The organism is Marinobacter sp. AN1, from assembly GCF_026013985.1.
Lineage (GTDB): Bacteria > Pseudomonadota > Gammaproteobacteria > Pseudomonadales > Oleiphilaceae > Marinobacter > Marinobacter segnicrescens.
The window spans coordinates 4051013-4068320 of the sequence record NZ_CP110342.1 but is presented as its reverse complement, the minus strand read 5'-3'; the positions used below and the strand labels follow the sequence as shown (position 1 = coordinate 4068320).

At 61.7% G+C, this 17308-nt stretch carries 12 protein-coding genes; 7 read left to right on the top strand and 5 right to left on the bottom strand.

Going from position 1 to position 17308, the window contains the following annotated elements; all coding sequences use genetic code 11:
- Positions 1-172 precede the first annotated feature (172 nt).
- The 3 genes from LJ360_RS18705 to LJ360_RS18695 all read right to left on the bottom strand — a co-directional run bounded on the left by LJ360_RS18705 (position 173) and on the right by LJ360_RS18695 (position 3934).
- Positions 173-2050, bottom strand: coding sequence for a carbohydrate binding domain-containing protein (locus tag LJ360_RS18705; RefSeq protein ID WP_264994725.1), 1878 nt, complete (start codon positions 2048-2050; stop codon positions 173-175).
- Positions 2051-2154: 104 nt separating this feature from the next.
- Positions 2155-2862: a hypothetical protein gene (locus LJ360_RS18700; protein ID WP_264994724.1), complete on the bottom strand. Its 708-nt coding sequence runs from the start codon at positions 2860-2862 to the stop codon at positions 2155-2157.
- Positions 2863-3043: 181 nt separating this feature from the next.
- Positions 3044-3934: a DMT family transporter gene (locus LJ360_RS18695; protein ID WP_091852167.1), complete on the bottom strand. Its 891-nt coding sequence runs from the start codon at positions 3932-3934 to the stop codon at positions 3044-3046.
- A 110-nt stretch (positions 3935-4044) separates the two neighbouring features.
- Between LJ360_RS18695 and LJ360_RS18690 the strand changes: the two genes are divergently transcribed.
- The 3 genes from LJ360_RS18690 (at position 4045) to LJ360_RS18680 (ending at position 6372) form a co-directional block, all read left to right on the top strand.
- Positions 4045-4998 (top strand): LysR substrate-binding domain-containing protein, encoded by a 954-nt coding sequence (locus tag LJ360_RS18690; protein WP_091852164.1) that lies wholly within the window; start codon positions 4045-4047, stop codon positions 4996-4998.
- Complete coding sequence (locus LJ360_RS18685) at positions 4995-5621, top strand: exopolysaccharide biosynthesis protein (protein WP_091852161.1); 627 nt, start codon at positions 4995-4997, stop codon at positions 5619-5621. The genes LJ360_RS18690 and LJ360_RS18685 overlap by 4 nt, the downstream gene beginning before the upstream one ends.
- Positions 5622-5697: 76 nt before the next feature.
- Positions 5698-6372 (top strand): histidine phosphatase family protein, encoded by a 675-nt coding sequence (locus LJ360_RS18680; protein ID WP_264994723.1) that lies wholly within the window; start codon positions 5698-5700, stop codon positions 6370-6372.
- 22 nt (positions 6373-6394) lie between these two features.
- Here LJ360_RS18680 and LJ360_RS18675 read toward each other — a convergent pair whose 3' ends face one another.
- A complete protein-coding gene (locus LJ360_RS18675) occupies positions 6395-9010 on the bottom strand; it encodes an acyl-CoA dehydrogenase (RefSeq protein ID WP_264994722.1) in 2616 nt (871 codons plus the stop codon).
- A 208-nt stretch (positions 9011-9218) separates the two neighbouring features.
- On the opposite strand from LJ360_RS18675, the gene ftsH reads away from it, so the two are divergent.
- Both ftsH and LJ360_RS18665 read left to right on the top strand, forming a co-directional pair.
- Positions 9219-11099 carry an ATP-dependent zinc metalloprotease FtsH gene (gene ftsH / locus LJ360_RS18670; RefSeq protein WP_264994721.1) on the top strand — a complete coding sequence of 627 codons (1881 nt, stop codon included), beginning with the start codon at positions 9219-9221 and terminating at the stop codon, positions 11097-11099.
- Between the two features lie 134 nt (positions 11100-11233).
- Positions 11234-12880, top strand: a complete 1647-nt coding sequence (locus LJ360_RS18665; RefSeq protein WP_264994720.1) for a methyl-accepting chemotaxis protein — start codon at positions 11234-11236, stop codon at positions 12878-12880.
- 23 nt (positions 12881-12903) lie between these two features.
- On the opposite strand, the gene LJ360_RS18660 is transcribed toward LJ360_RS18665, so the two are convergent.
- Positions 12904-13791 (bottom strand): AEC family transporter, encoded by an 888-nt coding sequence (locus LJ360_RS18660; protein WP_264994719.1) that lies wholly within the window; start codon positions 13789-13791, stop codon positions 12904-12906.
- A 165-nt stretch (positions 13792-13956) separates the two neighbouring features.
- Here LJ360_RS18660 and ovoA point away from each other — a divergent pair, with 165 nt between their 5' ends.
- Together ovoA and LJ360_RS18650 are read left to right on the top strand one after the other, a co-directional pair.
- Positions 13957-16095, top strand: a complete 2139-nt coding sequence (gene ovoA / locus LJ360_RS18655; RefSeq protein ID WP_264994718.1) for a 5-histidylcysteine sulfoxide synthase — start codon at positions 13957-13959, stop codon at positions 16093-16095.
- Positions 16092-17276, top strand: a complete 1185-nt coding sequence (locus LJ360_RS18650) for a MalY/PatB family protein (RefSeq protein ID WP_264994717.1) — start codon at positions 16092-16094, stop codon at positions 17274-17276. Before ovoA ends, LJ360_RS18650 begins: the two co-directional genes overlap by 4 nt.
- The last annotated feature ends 32 nt before the right edge of the window (positions 17277-17308 follow it).

The following is a 17308-nucleotide window of genomic DNA, read 5'->3' as shown; positions in this document are numbered from 1 at the left end:
TAGACAGCCGGATGGTGGCTTGTCCAGTGGGTTGCGTCAGGGGAGGTGGGCGTGAGCGGGAAAGGATCAGGAAAAAGGGGGCACCCGGCCAGGGAAGCCGGGTGCCCAAGAGGTCACCGAGTACTTCTTCTGTTGCCGGCTGGCGGATACATCGCCAGCCGGAAAGCCTTTACTACAGGCCGAGTTTGACGTTATCGATAATAATGCGGCTCGAGGTGGCGGCGCCCATCACATGCAGTCTCAGCTGGTTAATATTGCCGGAAGGCTGCAGGCTGAACTGGCTGTTGATCGTGGACCAGCTGTTGGTGGCAACCTGGCCGCCGCCGAGCTTTTGCCAGTGGGCGCCTTCGTCATCTATGTACCACGCCCAGAGTTCCACCGCATCCGTGGCCTGGCGGCGGTTGCTCAGCATCACATCGAACGACGCCTGGTACGTCTTGCCGGCTTCCAGCAACCCTGTGGCCTCCAGCACCGGGCCGGCATTGGTGCTCATCCGGAACAGGGAGGCCAGGCCGAAGTTGCCTTCACTGGCGGTGCGGGTGCGGAAGACCCAGCTGCCCATATAACCGGACCAGCCGTTGCCGCCCTGCTCGAAGCCTTCTTCCAGGAGGGTGGTATTGCCGCCGTTGTTGTCATCACCCCCGTCGTCATCCGGGGCATCGGCGAGCTTCTCAAGCCGGACTTCATCCGCCACGAAATCAACGCCTTCGGCGGGGCCAGCGATCAGCAGGCGTGCCTGCCGGACGCCACCCTCGGCAGCGACGGTAAAGGTTTCGTCGTACTGGCTGAACTCGTTGGCGGTTACCGACAGTTCCGGGAGATCCTGGAAGTGGGTGCCCTGGCTGTCAGCGATTTCCAGGCTGATCCGGACCACGTCACGGATATCGGTCCCGGCCAGCGCCAGCTTCGCGGAGACCCGGTATTGTGCACCTGCTTCCAACCCATCTTCGATCAACTGCACGGGGCCGCCGTAATACTCGGTGCGGTCCGTTACCAGCAGCAGGTTGTCGCGGCCACAGCTGGTGTTGATGCTGGCGGTGGTCAGGCTGGCGGCGTTGTTGAAGCTGCCCCAGGGCGACAGCTCATTGAAGTCCGGTGCCCGGACCAGGTTGTTCTCGGCCAGCTTCGGCTTGTCACAGACTGGCAGCTCGGGGTCGTTGCCGTTGTCATCACCGTTGTCCCCGCCGTTGTTGTCACCGTCGTCCGGATCACCCGGGTTGCCATCGCCGGGGTTACCGGTATCCGGCTCTTCCTCTTCCGGGTCACCGTCGTCAATGACTGCCGTGGGCATGAAATCCGCCACCTGCGCCGCCAGGCGGTTGATGGCGGTCACCGCATCGGCGCCATCACTGCGATTGATGTCTGAGCCACAGGGCTGACCTTCGCAACGGACCTGGTCCGGGCTGGCGAACTGTGCCAGGTGGTTGCGGGTGCCGTAGGACTGGGGGTAGGCCATGACGGTACTGAACAGGCCCGAAACCCCATGGCCACGGCCCCAGGGGAACACGGAACCGAAGGAGTTCTGGGCATGGGAGTGGCCCAGAGACATGTTGTGGCCCAGCTCGTGGGCAAAGGTGTTATAGCCGCAGCTGACGCCGGTCATGCTGTAGCCATAGGCGGAGGCGTTGGTATAGAAGCGACCGGCATTCTCGTTGCCGCCGGGTTGGTAGCCGACACCGCAGATGTAGCCGGCGCCGCTGCGTTGCGGGGTGCTGATCAATGCGACCAGGTCCGCCCCGTATTGTTGACGCAGGCGGGCGACGTTGCTGTCGGACCGGAACCGGCCAAGAACATTGCCATCTACACTGCCGTAACTGCCCTGTACCGGTTCGGTGCCCACCAGCCGCAGCTGTACGTCGACATCACTGTTACGGTAGGCCTGGTTGGCGTGTTCCACATAGGACACGATGCGGGCTTGGATGTCCTGGCCGGAGGAGGTTGCGGCGGCTTCGCCCGTGTAGAACACCAGTACGTCGACCTGGTTGGCGAGGGCCAGCGGGCTTCCCAGGGCGAGGGAAAGGCCGGCCAGCCAGTGAATGGGTTGTTTCATAGCGTCAGTCCCTGATCAAGGGTGTGTTTGTACGACGGGTACTCCTGTCCGCCGTGGGGTTCGAGGTACTGCAGGCAGCAGCCGCCGCCTTACCGCAATATCGGTTAGCCAGAGGGTGGCAGTTGCTCCACGCCAGGCACCGGAATGGCATCATCCTCACCGGCCAGGTTGTCCTGTATGTCGGTTTCGCTGGTCAGGGTGGTGTCGCCGGTCTCGTTGTCGATGACCGCCGAGTAGACCCCCTCGCGGGTGCTGATCACCACATAGGTGGATTTCTTGCCCCGGGTAACCACAACGTTGTCGTCTTCGTGGCCACCACTGACCGGGCCACGGAATACCTGGATGTCGTTGAGCTGGTTATGGGTGCTTTCCAGGCGGGCGCTGAGGGTGCGGTCCAGGTCCGGTAGCTGCAGTGCCAGTTGCTGCCCCACGTGCAGCGAAGCGGCGGCTTCCTGGTCACCTTCCATACGAATGGCCGGGACGCCGTCCACCTCGGTCTTTTCAGGGTCACCGTCGGTACGCCACAGGGAAACCACGGGTCTGGCGTTACGGGAAGGGCTGTTGGGCCTCGCTGGCAGGGCGGAGGTGGCTTCGGGGTCTGGCCAGCGGGAAACGTTATCCGGCACACCGGCATCGGCCAGGCCTGCGGCAGGTGGTTCTCGGGTATCAGGGTTGTCGGTTGCCCGGGTGCCGGCTTCCGGGGTTTGTGCCGGTGATGCAGACTCCGGGTCGCTGGAAACCGGGGCAAACAGGAACAACAGTGCCGCGATGACAACGGCGATGCCTGCAACAAAGGCCAGGGCTTTGGACATGGGCGCCTCCTGCGAATAAATCGGTTCCGTATTTGTTGAGGCCATAGTGCCTGCTCAGCGCAGCCGACCTCATGTGAAAATCTGTTAAGTATCCCGAATTGGGAACCGGTTCAAAGACCTATGCGTGGGTCAGGCCTTGCCGGTTTGGGCGAGAATGGGGTGGTTCCCTGGGGGCGCGGGTTTATGCCCCCTGGGCCTCGGCGCCCGGCCGCCGATGAATCAGGCGGCGCTTGCGGCGCTGGTTCAGGCCGATCAGCACCAGGGGAACGATAATCATCAGGCTGCCGGTAAGGAACCACAGATCCGGTATTTCGCCAAACGCCAGCCAGCCCACGGCGATGGCCCAGATCAGCCCGGTGTACTCGGCGCTGGTGACCTGGTTGGCATCCACGTGTTTGTAGCCCTTCAGTACACTCGCGTTGTAGCCCAGGATGAACACTGCCGAACCAACGGCACTGGCAATGATTTCCCACCGCCAGGGGGCCCCTTCCCACATCGCCAGCGCGAAGCTGGCGGGAATGGCCAGTAGCGAATTGAGGAACAGCTTGTGCAGCGTGGACTGTCCGGAAGGCAGCCGGCGCACCATCAGTGCTGCTACCGCCAGGCAGAAGGCGGTGCCCAGCGCTGATAGTGCGGAGAAGTCCAGCGCTGTCGGCCGCAGGATCACCAGCACCCCGGCAAAGCCACTGATCACTGCCAGCACACTCAGGGGTGAGAGCCGCTCACCGTATACCAGCACCGACAGCACCATCAGGATCACCGGCGCTGCGTAGAAAACCGCGTTGGCCGTGGCCAGGGGCAGGGTGGTCAGGGCGACTACCATGCACAGCAATCCGGCCAGCAACACATGGGAGCGAATGGCATGGACCACGAACCCCTCGAACAACCGCCCGTATTCTGCCCGCTTCAGCAGCGGCATCAGCAGGAGGACGGTAATGAGATTACGCAGGAAAGCAAACTGGAACACCGGGGCTTCCGGCTCCATCAGTTTGATAAAGACGTCGGACACAATGGCCAGGGCATTGCCGATGATCAGCAGCAGAATAGCGCTGTTGACGGTTTTGCCCGACATGGTGCCTCCCTCTGGTTAATAGTGGCGTGTGTGGTGAAAGGGGGAAGTATAGGTTGGCAAGAATATCCGATAAAATGATATTTATTGCTCATCTATGAGAAAATTCGATAATGAAACTGCCACCCCTGAAATCCCTGCCCGTGTTCGAGGCAGTTGCCAGGCTCAACAGCTTCTCCCGTGCCGCTGAGGAGCTCAGCGTTAGCCAGAGCGCGGTCAGCCACCAGATCAAGCAGCTGGAAACCTTCCTGGGTGAACCCCTTTTCGAACGTCATGGTCGCAGCCTGGCCCTGACCCGGGGGGGGCAGGACTACCTGGAGGGCATCTCTTCGGCGCTGGTCCAGATCGACCGTGCCACGGGCCAGCTTCTGGGCCGTCAGGACAGCAGCCTGCGCCTGGCGGTATTCAGTTCCTTTGCGGTGCGATGGCTGGTGCCACGACTGCCGGACCTGCACCGCCAGCACCCGGAAATCCAGCTGATACTGGAGATGACCGGTGAGCACCCGGTGTTGTCCGGCCGTGTTGCTGACAGCTTCATTACCATCAATACGGATTCACCCGCCTACAGCTATGATCTGTTATACCGGGAACGGCTGTTTCCGGTGTGCAGTCGTCAATACTGGCAGGCGCTGGAGGGGAACGTGCTTACCCCCGAAAACATGGCGGAGCACACGCTGCTATCTACCTTCAGCATCTACAACCGGACGTGTGGCGACTGGGAGGCCTGGTTCGCGGAAGCCGACATGGGCATTCCTGCTACGGCCCAGGTCCAGCACTTCAGTCATATGCTGCTGGCACTGGAAGCGGCCCGTTATCATCAGGGTATCGCCCTGACCAATGACTATATGCTGAGCAACCGGGATGATGCCGGCGATTTTGTGCGCTTGCCCCTGCACAGCGTGGTCACCGGGGACAGTTTCTATTTCGCCATCAAGGCCAGCCGGCGCCAGGAGCCCGGATTGCGATCTTTACGAAACTGGTTGCTGGCCCGGGCTATCGACAGTGGCTTGCTCGATGACAAGCCCGTTATAAACGGCAATGCGGGCAACCGGAAGGAGAATGAATGAGCCAATCGAAGGACTCCGGGTCTGCCGATGGGCATCGCCTTGACAGCCTGGAGGGTCTGCTGGACCGGATTCGGGACACCGATGGTGATGGTCGGCGGGTAACGGTGAGGGAGATTCTGGATGCGGCCGGTACCCGAAGTTTCGGTCCCGTGGCGGTGGTGGCCGGACTGGTGGTGCTGGCACCACTGATTGGTGACCTGCCGGGCGTGCCCACCCTGATGGGGATGCTGGTCATTCTTACCGTTGGCCAGCGGCTGTTTCGCCGGGATTACATCTGGCTTCCCGCATGGTTGAGCCAGCGTCGGGTGCCACGGGACAAGCTGCACAAGGGGCTGGCATGGATGCGCAAGCCGGCCCGTTTCCTGGACCGCTTCACCGGGCCCCGACTGACCTGGCTGATGACCGGGGGTGGCAACCTGCTGCTGGCGCTGGCCTGCCTGGTGGTGGCACTGGCCCTGCCGCTGATGGAATTCGTACCCTTCAGTGCCAACGGCGGCGGCCTGGCCCTGATGGCCTTCGGCCTGGCCATGATTGCCCGGGACGGCGTGGTGGCAGTGCTGGCACTGGTGCTCAGTAGCGGTACCCTGGGGTTTATCGGCTGGCAGCTGGCCAGCAATTTCTGAACCGGTCGACTGGTCAACTGACCACAGCTGAGGCAGGATGTGGCTTTTGCAGTCACACACAGGTAGCACGTATCCCATGGCAAAACTCTTTATCGTCCGACACGGGCAGGCCTCCTTTGGCCAGGCAAACTACGATCAACTTTCCGAGCTTGGCTGGCAGCAGGCCCGCTGGCTGGGGGAATACTTCGCCGAGCGTGAACTGAACTTTCACCGGGTGGTGGCTGGCGACCTGCAACGTCAGCAGGACACCGCCAAGGGGGTGCTTGAGGGCATGGCACACGCTGGTATCGACGTTTCCACCCATCCCGGGCTGAATGAGTACGACGGCGAGATGATGTACCGGGCCTTTACCGGCCAGGGGGACCAACACCTGCACCAGAAGCGGGATTTCAAGGATTACTGGCGCACCTTCCGGGCGGCTTACGAGGCCTGGATCGACGACCGCCTCACTGACGTCGACGAGACCTGGGGCGACTTCGGCCAGCGTATTGAAGACGCGATCAGCCACGCCTGCGAGGGTGCGGGTCGGGACGATGCCGTGCTGGTAGTGACCTCCGGCGGCGTGATTGGCAGCGCCCTGACCCAGTTGGTCGAAGGCCCCCAGAAGGGCGCCATCCACTTCAACTTCCAGTTCCGCAACGCGGCATTCTGTGAGGTCATTATGGGCCGCAGTGCCCGCCGGGTGCTGAGCTTCAATAACGTGCCCCACCTGGACCGGCCAGGGCGCCGGCACGCCCTGACCCACGTTTGACGCCCGCCTGACGGCCGGAAGACTACGCTTTCCGGCCGTTTGCCTTGCTGCTGGTAGCCTTGCGGGTCTTTGTCGCACGGGTGGAGGCGTTCCCGCTGCCGGCGGGCTTCTCCGGCAGGACTGACTCAGTGTCCTGGTCGTCGCTGGCCGGGCGCTCCACCACCTTGCGCTTGCCCTTGGCACAGCGGGAGAGGGCCTTGAGGCCGTCCGCATCGAAGGCGTCCACCCGGATCACGTCGTAGAGCGCGGTCAGGGCCTCCAGCAGCTTGTCGCATTCCTCATCCCTGACAATACCTTCCTTGCAGGCCCAGTCCACCAGTTCCTTGCGCTGATGCCCCAGCAGCATATCAATGCCGCCGAGCTCTTCCGGGTCACGGTTGCGGATGGCGTCGTGCAGGCGGGCCCGCAGCTCCACGGTTTCATTGGCCAGGCGATAGGCATTGAGCACCCGGCCCAGGGCGTCGTCGGGCTTGTCGTTGAAGTAGGCCCCCCGGCTGATGCGCTGTCGCAGCGGTTTGTCTTTCACAATGGTCGCCGCCACTTCCGTACCCAGGCGGTCATCCGGGCCATTGAGGCCGGTGGCGCCCAGCGGCAAAATCAGGATTCGCAGCGGCCAGCGCAGGGCCGGCACCGGGAAGTTGATCACCGCCTCCCGCATCGCTGCCTGCAAGTCTTTCAGGCAGGTTTGCAGGCACCACTCCACCAGGGGCCGCTGATCGTCCGGATAGCCTTCCTCGTGCCACTGCTTTATGACGGCAGAGGCGTAGTACAACTGCACCAGGCAGTCGGCCATGCGGCCGGACAGCCGCTGACGGGCTTTCAGGCCACCACCAATGGTAAGCAGGGTGACATCTGTCAGCAGGGCAAAGCCGGCGGAAAACCTGGCCAGTTGCCGGTAGTACTTGCCAATGTTGCCCTCACGGGGGGCGGGCTCCGCCAGTCCGTGGGTCAGTCCCAGCACCAGCGCCCGCAGGGCATTGCGGGTGGTGTGGGCAATGTGCCGATAGAAAGTGTCATCAAACTTGCGCACCGCCTCCCGTTCATCGTCCATGCCCGCAGCCTCGATTTCATCCACGATAAACGGATGGCAGCGGATCGCGCCCTGGCCGAAAACCATCAGGCTGCGGGTCAGGATATTGGCCCCTTCCACCGTGATACCAATGGGTACCGCCTGGTAGGCCCGCGCCAGGAAGTTGCGGGGGCCGGTGATGACACCCCGGCCGGCGACCACATCCATGGCGTTATTGATCACTACCCGCATCAGGTCAGTGTTGCGGTATTTCAGCACCGCCGACGGCACCGAGGGCCGCACGCCCCGGTCCAGCATGCCGGCGGTCAGCAGGCGGGCGGAGTCCATCATGTAGGTGTAGCCGGCAATGGGCTCCAGGGCTTCCTGCACCCCTTCAAACTGGCTGATGGAACGACCGAACTGCTCCCGCACCAGGGCGTAGGAGCCGGTGGCCAGGCTGGCGACCTTGCCGGCACCGGTGCCCAGGGCAGGCAGCGAGATGGAGCGGCCGATGGACAGGCACTCCAGTAGCATGGTCCAGCCCTTGCCAAGCATCTCCTGGCCGCCGATCACCTGTTCCATGGGAATAAATACGTCGTTGCCCCAGGTAGGACCGTTCATGAAAACGGTATTCATGGGCAGGTGGCGGGCACCGGCATGGACACCTTCGGTGTCCCTTGGGACCAGCACACAAGTCACGCCTATATTGTCGTCGCCACCGAGCAGCTTGTCGGGGTCATAGACCTTGATGGCCAGGCCGATCAGGGTCGCCACCGGTGCCAGGGTAATGTAGCGCTTGTTCCAGGTGACCTTGAGGCCCAGCACTTCCTTGCCGTTCCACTGGCCCTTGCAGACAATGCCCTTGTCCGGAATGGCGCCGGCGTCGGAGCCAGCCACCGGTGAGGTGAGGGCGAAGCAGGGGATTTCCTCACCATTGGCGAGGCGGGGCAGGTAGTGTTGCTTCTGGTCATCGGTGCCGTATTCCATCAGCAGTTCGCCCGGGCCGAGGGAGTTGGGCACCATCACGGTGACGGCGGCGGACACGCTGCGGGTGGAGATCTTCATCACGATTTCCGAGTGGGCGGTGTGGGAGAAGCCTTTGCCACCCTGCTCCTTTGGAATCATCAGGCCGAAGAAGCCGTTTTCCCGAATGTATTTCCAGACCTTGTCCGGCAGGTCGTAGTCTTCGTGGGTAATCTTCCAGTCGTCCAGCATGGCGCAGAGTGTTTCCACCGGGCCGTCGAGAAACGCCTGCTCCTCGCTGGAGAGGTGGGCAGGCTTGGCATCCAGCAGTTTTGACCACTCTGGCTGGCCGGAAAACAGCTCGCCGTCCCAGTCTACGGAACCGGACTTCAGGGCCTCCTGCTCAGTGTCGGACAGTTTGGGAAGTTGTCCCCTTACCCAGCCCAGCAGGGGTTTGCTGAGCTTATCCCGGCGCAGCTCGTCAGCGTGCAGGATGATCATCGCCAGGGCCAGCAGGCCGCCGCCCAGGAGGATGCTGAGGATATGCCAGTCATCCTGGGCCATGCCGGCCAGGGTCGCGGCCACCAGCACCACGGTAGCTACCGTGCCGCCAAGGCCGAGATAGATCAGCACCAGGGCACTGATGATCAGGAACAGAACACTCATTGACAGACCTCCGTATCGGGAATGGAATACACCATGACTCCGTTTACCATCGGTCAAACCTGCCAGGCTTGCAAGGGGTGGCCGGTGCAGGAACGATAGCCGTGACCGTCCACTGAAAGCCGTTTGACGCATATCACCGGTTAGCTTGCGATGAACAGGCTATACTGGAACTCCCTGAAAAGTCAGAGCCGTCAACAGGAAGCGACCCATGCCTACACCAACGCCGGACAAGCGCACGCAATTTTCCATCTGGTACTTCGTGGGGGTTTTGCTGCTGCTTTTTCTGCTGCCGGACTGGCTTTCCACCCAGCCACAGACCATTCGCTACAGTGAGTTCCGGACCCTGGCCCTGTCCGGCGAGCTCCAGGACGTGACCGTTGCCGCCGAAGAGGTTAAGGCCTCGGTGCCCCGTAACCAGCTCTCGCCGTTCCTGACGTCGGACGAGCTGAGCCGACTGCGCTCCTCCGAGGGTGACCTGGTGAACATCCGCGCCATCCGGGTGGACGACCCGGACCTGGTGCCGTTGCTGGAGGAGGCCGGGGTGGACTACACCGGCGTCCGGGAAAACACCTGGCTCACTTCCCTGCTGTCATGGCTGCTGCCCTTTGGGTTGCTGGTGCTGCTGTGGAGCTTCCTGTTGCGCCGGATGGGCGGCATGGGCGGCGGTGGCGGCAGCATGATGTCCATTGGCAAGAGCAAGGCCAAGGTCTACATGGAGAAGGACACGAAAGTGACCTTCGATGACGTGGCCGGGGTGGACGAAGCCAAGGCCGAGTTGCAGGAAGTGGTGGATTTCCTGCGGGACCCGGAGACCTACAGTCGCCTGGGTGCCCACATTCCCAAGGGGGTACTGCTTGTTGGTCCGCCCGGCACCGGTAAAACCCTGATGGCCCGGGCAGTAGCAGGCCAGGCTGGGGTGCCCTTCCTGTCCATCAGTGGCTCGGAGTTCGTGGAGATGTTCGTGGGCGTTGGTGCTGCCCGGGTGCGGGACCTGTTCAACCAGGCCCGCAGCATGGCCCCCGCCATTATCTTTATCGACGAGCTGGATGCCCTGGGCCGGGCCCGGGGTGCCAACCCCATGATGGCCAACGATGAAAAGGAGCAGACCCTCAACCAGCTGCTGGTCGAACTGGATGGTTTTGATCCGTCCAGCGGGTTGATCCTGCTGGCGGCCACCAACCGCCCGGAGATCCTGGACCAGGCCCTGTTGCGAGCCGGCCGGTTTGACCGGCAGGTGCTGGTGGACCGGCCTGACCGTATCGGCCGGGCCCAGATCCTGAAGGTGCATATCCGCAAGATCAAGCTGGATGCAGATACCGACCTGGACCACATTGCCGCCCTGACACCGGGCTTTACCGGCGCCGACCTGGCCAACCTGGTGAACGAGGCCGCCCTGCTGGCGACCCGGCGCAATGCCGACGTGGTTACCCTGGACGACTTCAATGCGGCGATCGAGCGTATCGTGGCCGGCCTGGAGAAGAAAAACCGGATTCTCAGTGAAAAGGAACGACGCACCGTGGCCTACCACGAGCTGGGCCATGCCCTGGTGGCGATGTCACTGGAAGGGGTGGATCCGGTGCAGAAGGTTTCCATCATCCCCCGGGGTATCAGCGCCCTTGGCTATACCCTGCAACGCCCCACCGAGGACCGCTTCCTGCTGTCGGAGCAGGAACTGCGTAATCGTATGACCGTACTGCTCGGTGGTCGCGCCGCCGAAAGCCTGGTATTCAAGGCCACCTCCACCGGCGCTGCCGACGACCTGGAAAAGGCCACCGATATCGCCCGGGATATGGTCACTCGCTTTGGCATGATCCCGGCCCTGGGACAGGTGACCTATGAAAAAGCCGGGCAGACCCACCTGCAACAACGCTGGCTGGACAGTTCCCGCCAGTACAGCGAAGCCACTGCCGAAGCCATCGACCAGGCTATTCGGGAGCTGATTGACCAGGCCTTCAACCAGGCTACGGCCATTCTCGAGTCCCACCGGGAAACACTGGAGAGTGGTGCCCACAAGCTGTTAGAAGTGGAAGTGCTCAGTGGTGACGCCCTGAAAAAACTGCTGGGACAGGAAGGCCAGAAAGGCGCCTGACCGGCCGGGCTCATCAGGTTGCATTGCAAACTGATGTAAAAAGTAACAAATCTGACCCGAAACATTGATCCAATCTTCGAGTTTCAGGGAACTCATAGGCTCGATCAATAAATTTACGGTGTCGGAGTATTGCCATGTTCGGTCGGCTATCGGTTGCGGGGCGCCTGGGTCTCGGTTTTGGAGTGGTTCTTTCCCTGATGGTGCTGGTCAGTGTGATTGGCAACCTCCGGGTCGGTTTCATGGATCGCACCCTGATGGACGTGCGCGAAGGTGCGTCGGTCAAGCAGCGCCATGCCATTAACTTCCGCGGTAGTGTCCATGACCGGGCCATTGCCATTCGCGATGCCGTGCTGGTTCGCAACGACGCGGACCTGCAGACGCACCTGCAGGATGTTGACCGGCTGAAGGCCTTTTATCAGGACTCTGCAGTGGCGATGGACCGGCTGTTCGATGAACTCGGTGCCAGTGAGCAGGAAACCCGCCTGCTTGGGGAAATCCAGGCCATCGAACGGCGCACCCTGGCGCTGACAGGGCAGCTGGTCACCCTTCGCCAGAGTGAAGGCCCCGAGGCGGCCCGTGTCTTCCTGCTGGAACAGGTGTCCCCGGCCTACACGGAATGGCTCGCCCGGGTAAACGCATTTATTGACCACCAGGAAGACATCATTGCCGGGGATATCGATCGGGTTCAGGATGCAGCCTCCGGCTTCCAGGCCCTGATCTTTATCATCACCGGGTTGGCCATACTGGTGGGCATCGCCGTGGTGGTGCTCATCATTCGTAACCTGAAAGCAACCCTTGGGGCGGAGCCGGAAGAAGTGGCTGAGGCAATCCGCGCACTGGCAGACGGTCAGCTGGACCAGGCGATCGATACCCAGTATCCGAACAGTGTGATGGGTGCCCTGAAGGAAACCACCACCCGTCTGTCGGACACCATGGCGCGGGTCCGCCAGGCCTCCACCCAGCTGGCTGAGGCGGCCACCGAACTGATGGACACCGCTGGCAATAACCGTGAACAAATCCGCCTGCAGTCCGAAGAGGCCCAGCAAATGGCGGCGGCGGTCAACCAGATGGCAGCCACCGTCAACGAAGTCGCCGGCTTTGCCGGCAATGCGGCCTCTGCCACCCGCACCGCTGATGAAGAAGTGGAGAAGGGCAACCGGGTAGTGGCTGACACTGCCGCTGCCATCGGTAACCTGGCCGATACCCTGGAAGGCGCCACTGAAACTGTGCGCCAGGTCAGCCAGGACAGCGCCAATATCGAGTCCATCATTGAAGTGATCAACGGCATCGCCGAACAGACCAACCTGCTGGCCCTGAATGCGGCTATTGAGGCGGCACGGGCCGGGGAGCAGGGCCGGGGCTTTGCGGTGGTCGCCGATGAGGTGCGCTCGCTGGCGACCCGCACCCAGGACTCCACCCGGGAAATCCAGGAGATGATCGGCAAGCTGCAGACCGGTGCCGGTCAGGCCGTCTCGGTCATGGAGACCAGTCGCGAACTGGCGCGGGAGACCGTGGCTCAGACCGGAGAGGCCCAGGAAGCCCTTGGTCGGATCCGCCACGAAGTGGGTGCCATCAACGATATGAATGCCCAGATTGCCAGCGCGGCGGAGCAACAGAGTGCGGTGGCGGAAGAAGTGAACCGCAACATCAGCCGGATCCACGACGCCACGGTAGAGACTGCCGCCGGCTCCGAGCAGGTAGCTTCCTCAAGCCGTGAGCTGGATACCCTGGCAGACCAGTTGCGCAAGGAGGTCTCTTTCTTCCGCGCGGGACAGGCCTGAGGCGTCCATGACGCCGGTTATGCTCAGAGGTAACCGGCGCTGAATACCAGTCCCAGTACAATGGGCATCACCACCAGGCTGCCCAGGTTGCTGATCAGTACCAGGGAGGCCACCTTGTGGGGCTCCTGCCGGTACTGCTCGGCGACCATATAGTTGAGTACCGCTGGCGGTAACGCGGCGAATACCCACAGGCTGGCCACCTGGATGCCGGGCAGGTCCAGCACCGCAATCAACGGCCAGGCCAGAACCAGGCCGCTGGCGGGGCTGGCGATAGCGCCGAGCAGGCCCAGCTTCCAGTCACTGAAGTCCACTTCCAGCATGCGGATGCCCAGGGTGAACAGCATCAGCGGAATGCAGATGCCGCCCAGCATATTCAGGGCTTCCATCAGCCATCCCGGCAGGGCCACACCCCCGATATTCACTGCTAGCCCGGCAATGGTCGCCAGTACCACCGGCACCCGCAGGCGCCGGATCATGGAGGTGTGGGGGTCCAGCATGTACAGGCCTACCGAGAAATGCAGGATCATCTCGACGATAAACAGCACTACGGCGGCGGGCAGGGCGGCCTCGCCAAAGGCGAGAACGATCAGCGGAATGCCCATGTTGCCGGAGTTGTTGAACATCATCGGCGGCAGGAAGGTTTTCAGGTTCAGCCGCAACATCTTTGCCAAGGGCCACAACAGCAGGCCGGAACCCAGCACAACGACCACGCCGGCGGTGGCCAGCCAGGCATAATCCGCCAGTGGCGCCTCCTGGTCGGCCAGCACGGCAAACACCAGCATGGGCACGAACAGCTCCATGTTGACGGTGTTCATGCTCTGGATGTCGGGTGATCGATAGCGACCGTAGAGGGCTCCGCACCCGGCAATGAGGAAGACGGGCAACATCGTTGAAACAATCTGGCCTATCATGGATTCTCCGGGAACGGAACAGCAAGCAGGGTAAAGGGTAGGGTGGCAATTGTAGTGTTTCCTGGCCGGACCGTCATGGGTGCGACGCACGGATCATCGCTTTTGATGGTCCGAAAGCCATGCCGAACAGTATCAGCAAGGACAGTGATTGTAGGAGCATGCGTGATGAGTATGTTGGAGAGCATTGAAGAAACCACCCGCAGCCGGTTGTTCGAGCGTACGCCCGACCTGGCGTCCGGCGACCCGGAGTCCAGGCGGGACGAGATCAGGGAGTATTTCCTGGCCACCTGGGCCCGTTACGAGTCCCTGTTCCGCACCCTTGCCCGGGATGAGGCCTATTTCGAAAAATCCATTCCATTGCGGCATCCACTGATCTTCTATCTCGGCCATACCGCGACCTTTTTCGTCAACAAACTGGTCCTGGCCAAGCTGTTGCCGCATCGCATCGATTCCCGCATGGAATCAACGTTCGCCGTTGGCGTTGACGAAATGAGCTGGGATGACCTGGATGATGATCACTACGACTGGCCCTCGGTTGCGGAAGTCATGGCGTACCGGGACAAGGTCCGACATGCGGTCCTCGACCTCATCGATACCCTGCCGCTGACGCTGCCGATCAACTGGCGCAGTGACTGGTGGCCGATCATGATGGGGATCGAGCATGAGCGGATTCATCTGGAAACGTCGTCCGTCCTTATTCGCCAGCACAAGCTGGACTACATCCGGAGCGACCCGGACTGGCGGCCATGCCCGAAAACCGGCGAGGCGCCCGAGAACACACTGGTGGCAGTGCCCGGTGGCGAGGTTGTCCTGGGGAAACCGTTCGATGCCCCTTTCTATGGCTGGGACAACGAATACGGTGAACACCGTGCTGACGTGCCGGCGTTTGAGGCGAGCCAATACCTGGTGAGCAACAGCGAGTTCCTGAAGTTTGTGGAAGCCGGCGGTTACCAGGACGACGAGGTATGGGAAGAGGAGGGCCGCAAATGGCGGGACTTTACCGAAGCTCGCCATCCGACGTTCTGGGTCTGGAACAACCAGTGGTATTTGCGGTTGATGACAGAGCAGGTCGAGATGCCGTGGGACTGGCCGGCAGAGGTCAACTATCACGAAGCCAAGGCATTCTGTAACTGGATGGCCCGGGAGACCGGCCAATCAGTACGCTTGCCGACGGAAGACGAGTGGTATCGCCTCTATGATGTCGCTGGCGTTGGAGAGGTGCCACGTAACACGTCTGCCGGCGCCAACCTGCACCTGGATCACTGGGCGTCATCGTGTCCGGTCAGCTGGTTCCGTCATGGTGACTTCTTTGATGTTGTGGGCAACGTCTGGCAGTGGGTGGAGACGCCCACCTATCCATTTGATGGCTTTGAAGTGCATCCGCTCTACGATGACTTCACGACCCCGACTTTCGATAATCAGCATAACCTGATCAAGGGCGGGTCCTGGATTTCCTGTGGCAACGAGACCCTGCGCTCGGCCCGCTATGCATTCCGGCGTCACTTCTTCCAGCATGCCGGTTTCCGGTATGTGGTCTCCGAAGCCGAGGTGCGGCCCCCGGCCACCCAGTACGAAACCGACAAACTGCTGTCGGAATATGCCGAGTTTCATTTCGGGGATGAAAACCTGGGTGTGCCCAACTACCCCAAAGCCATTGCGGAACTGGCGATCAGCGCCATGGGGGATCGACCCGCGATTGCCGCGCTGGATATTGGTTGTGCCTCCGGTCGCTCAACATTCGAACTGGCCAGGCATTTTGACCATGTCACCGGGGTGGATTTCTCGGCCCGTTTTATTGCCCAGGGCGTGTCCATGGCGGATCAGGGCGCGCTACGTTATACCCTGGTTGATGAGGCAGAGCTGGTTGGCTACCGTACCCGCTACCTGGATCAGTTGGGCCTGGCTGAGGTTTCCGGAAAGGTTCACTTCTGGCAGGGGGACGCCTGCAATCTCAAACCCCAGTTCACCGGCTATGACCTTGTGCTGGCGAGTAACCTGCTGGATCGGCTCTATGACCCGGAACGCTTCCTCGCGGAGATTCACAGGCGGATTAAGGCCGGCGGTTTGTTGGTGCTGGCCTCCCCCTATACCTGGCAGGAGGAGCATACGCCCCGTGAGAAGTGGCTCGGTGGTTTCAAGAAGGATGGTGAAAACTACACGACCCGCGATGCGCTGGATGAGCTGTTGGGCGAGCATTTCTCCCTGGTTGGCGAACCGGGACGGATGCCTTTTGTCATTCGCGAGACGACCAATAAATACCAGTACAATTTCACGGACATTACGATCTGGGAGCGTAAGGCTTGAGTAATCCGTTTGACCAGGTGTTCTCTCGAGAGGGCACCTGCGCCGTAAAGTTTGACGCCCGCAGAGCAGTGTTCGGGCGGGAGGATGTGATTCCCCTGTGGGTGGCGGATACCGATTTTGCTGCACCGCAGGCGGTCACCGATGCCCTGGTGGCGCGGGCGCGCCATCCGGCCTATGGCTACACGCTGTTTCCGGACAGCCTGTACGAGTCCATGATCGACTGGTTCCGGGAGCATCATGACTGGACCATTCAGCGGGAGTGGGTTCGCATGGCCCCCGGGGTGGTGCCGACCCTGCATGCGGCCGCCATGGCGTTTGCGGAGGCAGGCGAGGGAGTCATGATCCAGCCACCGGTGTACCCGCCGTTTTTCAGCAGTATTCGCAAGGCCGGTCGCCGGGTGGTGGAAAATCCGTTGGTGGAGCGGGACGGCCGGTATGAGATGGATCTGGAACACCTGGAAAGCTGTGCTTCCGATCCATCCAACAAGGTGCTGTTCCTGTGCTCACCCCATAACCCGGTTGGTCGGGTGTGGTGTCGTAAGGAGCTGGAGGGTGTGATGGCGATTGCCCGTCGCCACGAGCTGGTGGTGGTTTCTGACGAAATCCATGCGGATCTGGTTTACCGGGACCGGCCGGCGCACACCATGCTGGCAACGGTCTGTGAGCTGGGTGATCCGCTGCTTACCACGGTGGCTCCGAGCAAGACGTTCAATATTCCAGGCATGGGGCTGTCTGCGGTGGTGTCGGAGCGGGCGGACCTGCTGGGGCAGCTGAACGGGGTGTTTGATTCGCTGCATATGGTGCAGTGCAATCCGTTCAGTGTAACGGCCTTTGAGGCGGGCTATCGCCACGGTGGCGAGTGGCTGGCGGAGATGATGGACTATGTTCGCGGCAACCGGGATTTTGTGCTTGGCTTTGTGGAGCAGCGGTTGCCGGAGGTAAAGGTAACGGACCCGGAGGGGACCTATCTGCTTTGGCTGGATTGTCGGGGCCTTGGGCTGGATGACCCGGAGCTGAAGCGGTTTATGGTGGAGCAGGCCGGGGTTGGGATGAATCCTGGCATTACCTTCGGGGAGCAGGGCAGCGGGTTTATGCGGCTGAACCTTGGGTCGCCTTTGGGGGTGATTCGGGGGGCGATGGAGCACATTGAGGGGGCGGTGGCTGGGCTGCGAACTTCCTGATTAGAGATTGGGGGGCATGCGAGCTGCGGTGG

Excerpts from the sequence above, each read along its gene's own strand:
- LJ360_RS18705 (WP_264994725.1), bottom strand. The coding sequence starts at position 2,050 with ATGAAACAACCCATTCACTGGCTGGCCGGCCTTTCCCTCGCCCTGGGA.
- LJ360_RS18700 (WP_264994724.1), bottom strand. The coding sequence starts at position 2,862 with ATGTCCAAAGCCCTGGCCTTTGTTGCAGGCATCGCCGTTGTCATCGCG.
- LJ360_RS18695 (WP_091852167.1), bottom strand. The coding sequence starts at position 3,934 with ATGTCGGGCAAAACCGTCAACAGCGCTATTCTGCTGCTGATCATCGGC.
- LJ360_RS18690 (WP_091852164.1), top strand. The coding sequence starts at position 4,045 with ATGAAACTGCCACCCCTGAAATCCCTGCCCGTGTTCGAGGCAGTTGCC.
- LJ360_RS18685 (WP_091852161.1), top strand. The coding sequence starts at position 4,995 with ATGAGCCAATCGAAGGACTCCGGGTCTGCCGATGGGCATCGCCTTGAC.
- LJ360_RS18680 (WP_264994723.1), top strand. The coding sequence starts at position 5,698 with ATGGCAAAACTCTTTATCGTCCGACACGGGCAGGCCTCCTTTGGCCAG.
- LJ360_RS18675 (WP_264994722.1), bottom strand. The coding sequence starts at position 9,010 with ATGAGTGTTCTGTTCCTGATCATCAGTGCCCTGGTGCTGATCTATCTC.
- ftsH (WP_264994721.1), top strand. The coding sequence starts at position 9,219 with ATGCCTACACCAACGCCGGACAAGCGCACGCAATTTTCCATCTGGTAC.
- LJ360_RS18665 (WP_264994720.1), top strand. The coding sequence starts at position 11,234 with ATGTTCGGTCGGCTATCGGTTGCGGGGCGCCTGGGTCTCGGTTTTGGA.
- LJ360_RS18660 (WP_264994719.1), bottom strand. The coding sequence starts at position 13,791 with ATGATAGGCCAGATTGTTTCAACGATGTTGCCCGTCTTCCTCATTGCC.
- ovoA (WP_264994718.1), top strand. The coding sequence starts at position 13,957 with ATGAGTATGTTGGAGAGCATTGAAGAAACCACCCGCAGCCGGTTGTTC.